Annotated in this window: 11 protein-coding genes; 3 read left to right on the top strand and 8 right to left on the bottom strand. The window is 68.9% G+C overall.

What is annotated here, in order from left to right:
- Positions 1 to 447, top strand: a 447-nt coding sequence (locus AB0J36_RS34085; protein ID WP_363661583.1) for an RICIN domain-containing protein, incomplete at its 5' end; no start/stop codon positions are given.
- Between the two features lie 491 nt (positions 448 to 938).
- Here the strand turns inward: AB0J36_RS34085 and AB0J36_RS34080 are convergent.
- From AB0J36_RS34080 to AB0J36_RS34050, 7 genes are all read right to left on the bottom strand, one after another.
- Positions 939 to 1,211 (bottom strand): hypothetical protein, encoded by a 273-nt coding sequence (locus AB0J36_RS34080; RefSeq protein WP_357126149.1) that lies wholly within the window; start codon positions 1,209 to 1,211, stop codon positions 939 to 941.
- Between the two features lie 6 nt (positions 1,212 to 1,217).
- Positions 1,218 to 2,312 (bottom strand): hypothetical protein, encoded by a 1,095-nt coding sequence (locus AB0J36_RS34075; protein ID WP_363661582.1) that lies wholly within the window; start codon positions 2,310 to 2,312, stop codon positions 1,218 to 1,220.
- 9 nt (positions 2,313 to 2,321) lie between these two features.
- Complete coding sequence (locus tag AB0J36_RS34070) at positions 2,322 to 2,609, bottom strand: hypothetical protein (RefSeq protein WP_363661581.1); 288 nt, start codon at positions 2,607 to 2,609, stop codon at positions 2,322 to 2,324.
- A gap of 279 nt (positions 2,610 to 2,888) precedes the next feature.
- Entirely contained in the window at positions 2,889 to 3,062 is a 174-nt protein-coding gene (locus tag AB0J36_RS34065) for a hypothetical protein (RefSeq protein ID WP_363661580.1), read from the bottom strand.
- Between the two features lie 70 nt (positions 3,063 to 3,132).
- On the bottom strand, positions 3,133 to 3,534 hold the full coding sequence (locus AB0J36_RS34060) for an arsenate reductase ArsC (RefSeq protein ID WP_357126138.1): 402 nt from the start codon (positions 3,532 to 3,534) through the stop codon (positions 3,133 to 3,135).
- The gene (locus tag AB0J36_RS34055; protein WP_357392355.1) at positions 3,531 to 4,268 is read right to left on the bottom strand and encodes an MIP/aquaporin family protein; all 738 of its coding nucleotides are present in this window, start codon (positions 4,266 to 4,268) and stop codon (positions 3,531 to 3,533) included. The genes AB0J36_RS34060 and AB0J36_RS34055 overlap by 4 nt, the downstream gene beginning before the upstream one ends.
- Positions 4,265 to 4,558, bottom strand: coding sequence for a metalloregulator ArsR/SmtB family transcription factor (locus tag AB0J36_RS34050; RefSeq protein WP_357126571.1), 294 nt, complete (start codon positions 4,556 to 4,558; stop codon positions 4,265 to 4,267). The genes AB0J36_RS34055 and AB0J36_RS34050 overlap by 4 nt, the downstream gene beginning before the upstream one ends.
- Positions 4,559 to 4,723: 165 nt before the next feature.
- On the opposite strand from AB0J36_RS34050, the gene AB0J36_RS34045 reads away from it, so the two are divergent.
- Positions 4,724 to 5,155 carry an ArsI/CadI family heavy metal resistance metalloenzyme gene (locus AB0J36_RS34045; protein ID WP_357126132.1) on the top strand — a complete coding sequence of 144 codons (432 nt, stop codon included), beginning with the start codon at positions 4,724 to 4,726 and terminating at the stop codon, positions 5,153 to 5,155.
- A 119-nt stretch (positions 5,156 to 5,274) separates the two neighbouring features.
- Positions 5,275 to 6,036 (top strand): class I SAM-dependent methyltransferase, encoded by a 762-nt coding sequence (locus AB0J36_RS34040; RefSeq protein WP_357126568.1) that lies wholly within the window; start codon positions 5,275 to 5,277, stop codon positions 6,034 to 6,036.
- 57 nt (positions 6,037 to 6,093) lie between these two features.
- Here AB0J36_RS34040 and AB0J36_RS34035 read toward each other — a convergent pair whose 3' ends face one another.
- Entirely contained in the window at positions 6,094 to 7,401 is a 1,308-nt protein-coding gene (locus tag AB0J36_RS34035) for an MFS transporter (RefSeq protein WP_363661579.1), read from the bottom strand.
- Positions 7,402 to 7,572 lie beyond the last annotated feature (171 nt).

Here is a 7,572-nt window from a genome sequence, read left to right as displayed (position 1 = left end):
TACCTCAACCTCGGCGGAAGCGGTGGAACCGGGCCGGCAGCAGGCACCTACCGCATCGTCAACCGCAACAGCGGCAAGCCCCTCGCCATCGCCGGCAACTCCACCGCCGACGGCGCCAAGGCGGTCCAGCAGAGCGGCACCCCCACCTGGACGATCAGCACCACCCAGGACGCGTACACCCTGCGCTACACCGCCTCCGGAAAGATGCTCGACGTCAACGCCGGCAGCACCACGACGGGCCTGCAACTGCAACAGTGGTCGGCCAACGGCGGCACCAACCAGTCGTGGTACCTGCGGCCTACCGGCGACGGCTACTACACCATCGTCAACCAGGCCAGCGGCCTGGCAGCCGACGTCTACGCCGCAGCGACCAGTGACGGCGCGCAGGTCGTACAGTGGACCGCCAACAACGGGACCAACCAACAGTGGCAGTTCGTGCGCGCCTGACCAGCGCCAGAGGCGGTTGACAAGTCCGACCGCCGGTGACCAGCTGACGATGTGGTGACGTCTACTCGGGCACGGATTCCCGTGCCCGAGTAGACCACGACCCGCTCTCGATAGAATAGACAAATCAGTACCGCACGGCCGCCTGCATCGGGCCCTCGCCTCACTCGGCTGAAGGACCCCGCCGGCGTCTACAGCAACCTCCGGAAGATCATCGGCAACAACCTGGGCTTCCGGTCGCTGATGAAAGCGCGTTTCGGCGCTCACCAGGCAATCGCGGTAGTCGGTGCTGCCGCGTAGTGCTACAGCACCGACTACGAGCGCCATAACGCACACCTGTGGCACATGGACCTGCTCGCCCGCGCCGGGCGTCACGTCGAGCTGGCGGCACTCGGCCAACGCGATGTGCACGTTCGGCAGGTGGCAAGGGTGTGTTGGTTGCCTGGGGGTCAAGGGGTCGGGGTTGATATCCATAGGCGGATCGAGATCGAGCGTCACTCGGGCGGCAAGTAACTAGAGGCGAGATCTTCACGCTCTTCCGGGGTCATCTTCTGATAGGCGTTCCAGAAGGTCTGGAAGGGTGTTGTTAGCTCAGCGCTGTAGGCCGGGCTCGTGGCTGCTTGGCGCAGGGTGAGTTGACCGGATTGGACGGCGGTGGCCATCTCGCTGAGTAGGGGATTCTCACTGCGCGCCAGGTGGTCGAGGATGCGGCGGAGGGCATGGGCTTGTTTCTCGTCGCCGCTGCCGATGTCGTCTAGGTTGTCCACGAAGTCTTATGCCTTCACGCCTGCGAGGGGGTGGTCATAGCGGCCGCCGTCGGGGAGCGCGGGGAGGGCGACGGCGTCGAGGTCGCTGAGTTCGCGGCTGAGTATGGCGCGGAACGTGAGGACGGCGGCGGCGATCTGCTGGGAGAGTTTGGTTGCTTCGCCCCAGAGTCGGAACATGTCGGCGACTTCTGCGGCCGCGACGCCGTAACCGACGATCGCGCCGACCCCGCTTGCTGCGGTGGCGGTGCCGGCGGCAGCGCTGACGCCAATGATGATGGCGCCGTCGATGAAACTTTTGACAATGCCGCCGAGGGCTTCCCCGGCGGACCAGACGGCGTCGGCCATGCCCCGGTACGCCTTGCTGATTGCGGACAGGGGAGTGCGGAGGTCAGCGGTGGCGTTGGCAGTGGTCGTGAAGTAGCGGAAAGCTCCGTCGCCTGCGACGCCCTGCCACAAGGGACGCAGGGTCGTGGTACCGGACTGGAGGTTGTAGGCGAGGTCATGCAGGGCGGCCCCGATGTTGTCGACAACCGGGCCCATCTTGGCCAGGGCTTCCCAGTCCCCGGAGACCTGGCTTTGGAGCCTACCGATGGGGTCGAAGCCGAAGATGTTGTTGAACACTTCGTTGAGCCAGTTCGACGGGCTGACGTAGTCCATCCAACCCAGCGCGTTCGGGGGCTTGTCCGGGTCGCCCGGCGTGTCAAGGTGGCCGCGCACGTCGCGCACGTCGACGAAGTTTGCGGGAGCGCAGGGGTTGTTCGCCAATTCCAGTTCAAGGGCAGTGATGCACCGGTCGCCCGCTGGCGGCAGGGTGAGCTCAAGGCGGTCGGCGTTGGCCAGGTCAGTTGCGCGGTAGTAGCCAGCGGCAGCCCGCAGCTCGGGGGCGGAGTTCTCCAGAAGGCAGGCGAGTCGCTTGAGAGTGCTGTCTATGACCTCGACCGCTTGCTCATGTGCGGCTTTGGCGATCTTCAGATGCTCGCCTCCCGTGGCCACGTCGGCATGGCGGTTGAGGTAGCTGCGCACCTCCCACACATCGGCGGCACCACGATCGACCTGGCGGGCGAAGCCGACCAAAGCTTCCGGCTCGACGGACAACGTCATAGTTAGCGCCTAGTCCGTAACGAAGACGCCGGTCACGCCCACAACAGCGAAGACGACAGCGGCGGCGAGCACGTAGAGCCGCGGACGCGGTTCACTGATGACGTAGCTAGACAGGCCCAATGCGCCGCTGAGGATCGCGATCGCGTACCACGGGAAAGTAGCCGGCGTGGGCTGGCCGTTGAACACCATCCACGTGGCCATGACCGCGACAAAGATCGTCGCGTAGGCGACCACCTGCCGCATGTTCCGATAGGCGGTGTGCTGCAACCGGGCGACCGACTCCTTGTACGCCTCCACCGCCGCAGCGCGCTCATCCTCGCTGACCTGCCGTCGCCTACTACGGCTACCAGGCTTCCGGCCTCCACCCATGCCGCCGAAGATACATCGACGGTCACACCCTCGCTGCCCTGCGTAAGCAGCACCTGTGGCCCCGGTCTTACCAGTCGCGTGCCCGTGAGGTGCCCCGATACGAGGGTCGGCGAGGGGCAACGACGGTGAAGGACGCGAGGCGCTGACGCCGCTACGAGCGCTCGCCGACGGTCAAGACACCGCCTGAGAAGCGGATCCGAGGATTCCTCAGTTGAAGGGCAGGTCTGGCGACAGGGACCGGTACCAGAGGCAGGGGGCGCAACAGAGGAGCACGATGAGCGCCACGATGGCGATCAGAGCGATCCCGCTGAGACCGCCGATCGCGAACAGGTTCCTGAGCGCGTTCCTGCCGCGGCCCGCACCATCGTCGTTCCTGGCCAAGACGCCCCCATGATCGGCAGTGTTGGTGGCGACAATGTAGCTGTCGGGCCTTCCCTGCGCGGTGGCGGCGTCAGGGGCGTAGCTCTCGTAGCAGGGCGTCGACGCGACCCTTGATGTCGTCGCGGACCTCGCGGACGACGTCGATGGATTGCCCGGCCGGGTCGGTGAGTTTCCAGTCTTCGTAGCGTTTGCCGGGGAAGACGGGGCAGGCGTCGCCGCAGCCCATGGTGACGATGACGTCGCTGGCTTCGGCGGCGTCCCAGGTGAGTCGGACCGGGGTCTGGTCGGTGATGTCGATGCCGACCTCGCGCATGGCGTCGACGGCGACCGGGTTGATCGTCTCGGCGGGTTCGCTGCCGGCGCTGCGGACCTCGACGGTGTCCCCGGCGAGGTGGCGGAGCCAGCCGGCGGCCATCTGTGAGCGGCCGGCGTTGTGCACGCACACGAACAGGACGCTGGGCTTGTCGCTCATCGGGCTTCTGTCTCCTCGGTGAGGTGGGGTACGAGGACGTCGCCAGCGACGTCTCCGGCGTGGGGGTACCAGGCGGCGAGCGCGGCGACGCCGACCAGGCCGCCGACGAGATGGGCGGCCACGAAGCCGGGCACCGAGGTGGGGGCGATTCCGGCGAAGGTGTCGGTGAAGGCCCGGCCGATGGTGACGGCGGGGTTCGCGAACGACGTGGACGAGGTGAACCAGTAGGCCGCCCCGATGTAGGCGCCGACGGCGGCGGGCGCGGTGGCGGTCCGGCCGCTGCGGGCGAGGGCGAAGACCAGGACGACCAGGCCGGCGGTGGCGACGATCTCGGCGAGCCACAGGTTCGCGCCGGTGCGCTCGGTGTGTGACCAGGTGACCGCCGGCAGGTCGAACATCAGGTTCGCCAGCACGGATCCGGCGACCGCGCCGGTGACCTGCGCGGCGGTGTAGGCGACGAGGTCGGGGACGGTCAGGCCGGTGCCGGCGCGGCGGCCGAGCCACCAGTCGACGGCGGACACGACGGGGTTGAGGTGCGCGCCGGACACCGGCCCGAACACGAGGATCAGCGCGCCCAGCGCGAACGCGGTGGCGATCGCGTTCTCCAGTAGTTGGAGCCCGACGTCACCGGGGGAGAGGCGAGCCGCGGCGATCCCGGACCCGACGACGGCGGCGACGAGGAGTGCGGTGCCGGCGAACTCGGCCGAGGCCCGGCGGGTGAGGTTGCGGCTCACGCGGTGGCAGGAGTGGTCGGCAGATCGAGCAGTACGCCGAGCTGACGGAACGCCTCGGGCTCCACCCTGTACCACACCCAGGTGCCGCGACGTTCGGAGTCGACGAGGCCGGCTTCCCGCAGCACCTTGAGGTGGTGGGAGATGGTCGGCCCGGACAGGTCGAACGCCGGGGTCAGGTCGCACACGCAGATCTCCGGCACCGACGCGATCATCGACATCAATCGCAGTCGGACCGGGTCACCGAGGGCCTTGAACATCGGCGCGACCACCGCCGCCTGTTCGGCGTCCATCGGGCGGGCCGCCAGCGGCGCACAGCAGGCTACCGCTTGCAGGTCCACGACCGGCAAATTCTGTTTCGGCACTCATCTACCTTGACAGACATCGAATCAGGCTGCAACGGTGGGGTTGCTTCGAAATCCGTCTAGACAGCAGTTCGCCCCAGCAGGAGGATTCCCATGTCCCGTGTTCAGCTCGCTCTGCGCGTGTCCGACCTCGACGGCTCGATCGCGTTCTACTCGAAGCTGTTCGGCGTCGACCCGGCCAAGCGTCGGCCCGGCTACGCCAACTTCGCCGTCGAGAACCCGCCGCTGAAGCTCGTCCTCATCGAGGGCGAGGCCGACCAGCCCACCGCGCTGGATCACCTGGGTGTCGAGGTGTTCAGCACCGACGACGTCACCGCCGCCACCAGGCGCCTCACCGACTCCGGCCTGATCACGCTGGAGGAGAACGACACCGAATGCTGCTACGCGCTGCAGGACAAGGTCTGGGTCCGCGGCCCCGGTGCCGAGCGCTGGGAGGTCTACACCGTCAAGGCCGACGCCGACACGCTCACCAAGGCCACCGACACCGAACCGGTGGCCAGCGGAGTCGGCTCACACTGCTGCTGACCACGGCAGATCTGCGCCTCCGGCGTCTTGGATGTCGGGGTGTCCGGTCGATCGGGACACCCCGACATCCAGGATCCGAGGGATGATGCGGACACCGACAATCGAAGGACGTGAAATCGATGGTGCTCAGCTCGTCGTTCGGTACGGCGGCGTCCGCGTACGCCCGGCATCGCCCGGACTACGCGCAGGCCGCGGCGCGGTGGGCGCTCGAGGTCGCGCCCGGCTCGCGAGTCCTCGATCTCGGCGCCGGCACCGGCAAGCTGTCCGCCACGCTGATCGCGCTCGGTGTCGACGTCGTGGCGGTGGAGCCCGACCCGGCGATGCTCACCGAGCTGGGCCGGGCGTTGCCGACCGTACGGGCCCTCCCCGGTAGCGCGGAGGCGATCCCCCTGCCGGACGCGTCCGTCGACGCGGTGCTGGCCGGCAACGCCCTGCACTGGTTCGACATGACCGTCGCGGGGCCGGAGATCGCCCGGGTCCTGACGCCCGGCGGCATCCTGGCCGGTCTGTGGAACGTGATGGACGACCGGGTGGACTGGGTGGCAGCCCTCGAACGGGTCAGCGGGAGCGCGGCCATCGGCCCGCGTGACACCTTAAGCAGTTGGCGCGCGGCGACGGCAGGCCTGCTCAGGCCGGGCAACGGAACTGCCGACCGATTCGGTACGCCCGAGCAGGCCGAGTTTCCCCACGGGCAGCGCCGGAGCGCCGACTCCCTGGTCGCGACGCTCGCGACCCGGGCCGGGTTGCTGGTCATGCCGGAACCGGAGCGGACGGCCACGCTCGACCGGATCCGCGAGTTCCTGGGCGGAATGGCCGAGACCGCCGAGGGCGACTTCACCCTGCCGATGCTGACCGGTGTCCTTCGCGCCCGCCGACTCTGACGGTCGCCGACGGCCTCCGTCAGGGCTGCACGGGTTTCTCGATCCGGCGCCGCCGTGTCAGTGCTGGTCGGTCTCGGCCTCGCGCTCGCCTTGTGAGCGCCAGGGCCGCGAGCTGGACCGGCGGGGCACTCTGACGGGACTCGGCGTACTCTGCCGCAGCATGGCGAACCCTGCCGCGGCCAGCCCGAGCGCCAGAATCGCCGTACTGCTGAGGAGCAGCGTCGGGCGGGGACCGATGGCGCCGACCAGCGGGCCGCCGAGCATGGTGCCCAGAGGCACCGCGAGCACAAGCACGGCGCTGTTCGCGGCGAGTACGGCGGGTAGCTGCCCGGTCGACACGCTGCGCTGGAACAGCGCCATCGACGTAGACATGTACGGCGCCCAGATCAGGCCCGCCAGGGCGAACGCGGGCAGGGACAGGACGACGGGCGCTCCCAGACCGAGCGGCAGCATCGCCGCGCCGAACCCGATGACGATCCCGATGATCGTCGGCTGTAGCGGCCAGTGCCGAAGATGACCGGCGAGCACACCGCCGAGGAGGCCGCCGACGCCGAAGGCGGTGTAGTAAGCGCCGAGTAACGTCGCGGAACCTCGCAGGTCGTCGGTGATGTGCAGCGGCATGGCGACGTACACCGGGCCGAACAGGAAGAAGAACGCGACGCTCAGCACCAGCAGGCCCAGCAGTGCGGGCTGACGGCGGATGAACGCGAAACCTGCGGTGCGGGGGGCGCTGTGCTCGTACCGCCGGATTGTTTCGGTGGTGGGCAGCGCGAGCCGATAGGTGAGCGCCAGCACCGCGAAGGTGGCGGCGTCGACGGCGATGACCCACACCGGCCCCACCCAGCCGATCAGGATGCCGGCCAGCGGTGGGCCGACGACGGTGGCGAAGCCGGAGATGGTGGTGAGCACCGCGTTCGCCGGCAGGTGGTGTCGCTGAGGTAGCAACTCGGCGATCAGGGTGAACCGTCCGGCCGAACCCCAGGAGTGCAGGAGGGCGGACGTGGCGAGCAGGACGACGTACAGCCCGATCGTCAGCGTGCCGGTCAGGTGGGCGATCGGGATCGCGGCGAGCGCGGCCGCCCGCAGGATCGCGTCCCACCCGGCGAGCTGGGCGCCGCCGCGCCCGCCCAGCAGCCGACCGAAGGCCACCGTTCCGACAGCGCTGGGAAGGGTGTACGCGGCCACGGCGACCGCGATCCAGAGACCGCGCTGACCGGTCGGTGCGAGCTGGATGGCCAGCCAGGTCACCGCGACCACCGCCATGCCATCGCCGAGAGCGGACACGGCCAACCCGGGTAGTACGCGTCGCAGCAGGGGATGACTGACCACCGGCCAGTACGGCGAGGTACGCGGAAAACGAGGCATGAGAGCAGTCGACCGGGCATCGACGCCATCCGCCAGCAGGTACTGCTGCCAGCAGAATCAGCCCAGCGCGCAAGGCGCTCGGCGGGATCGACTCGGGTCCCCCGTGGACGTCCACGGGGGACCCCGGGCGGCCGCCCCCATCCCTGCCCCGGAGACCCGGGTGGGTGGCGG

The sequence above is a fragment of the Micromonospora sp. NPDC049662 genome (assembly GCF_040675055.1).
In the GTDB taxonomy this organism is placed as follows: Bacteria; Actinomycetota; Actinomycetes; order Mycobacteriales; family Micromonosporaceae; genus Micromonospora.
The sequence above is the reverse complement of the archived record's forward strand: the minus strand, read 5'-3'. Positions and strand labels throughout refer to the sequence as shown.

What these genes read in the sequence shown, in the direction of transcription:
- AB0J36_RS34050 (WP_357126571.1), bottom strand. Translation starts at nt 4,558, where the DNA reads ATGGACGCCGAACAGGCGGCGGTGGTCGCGCCGATGTTCAAGGCCCTC.
- AB0J36_RS34075 (WP_363661582.1), bottom strand. Translation starts at nt 2,312, where the DNA reads ATGACGTTGTCCGTCGAGCCGGAAGCTTTGGTCGGCTTCGCCCGCCAG.
- AB0J36_RS34035 (WP_363661579.1), bottom strand. Translation starts at nt 7,401, where the DNA reads ATGCCTCGTTTTCCGCGTACCTCGCCGTACTGGCCGGTGGTCAGTCAT.
- AB0J36_RS34040 (WP_357126568.1), top strand. Translation starts at nt 5,275, where the DNA reads ATGGTGCTCAGCTCGTCGTTCGGTACGGCGGCGTCCGCGTACGCCCGG.
- AB0J36_RS34045 (WP_357126132.1), top strand. Translation starts at nt 4,724, where the DNA reads ATGTCCCGTGTTCAGCTCGCTCTGCGCGTGTCCGACCTCGACGGCTCG.
- AB0J36_RS34060 (WP_357126138.1), bottom strand. Translation starts at nt 3,534, where the DNA reads ATGAGCGACAAGCCCAGCGTCCTGTTCGTGTGCGTGCACAACGCCGGC.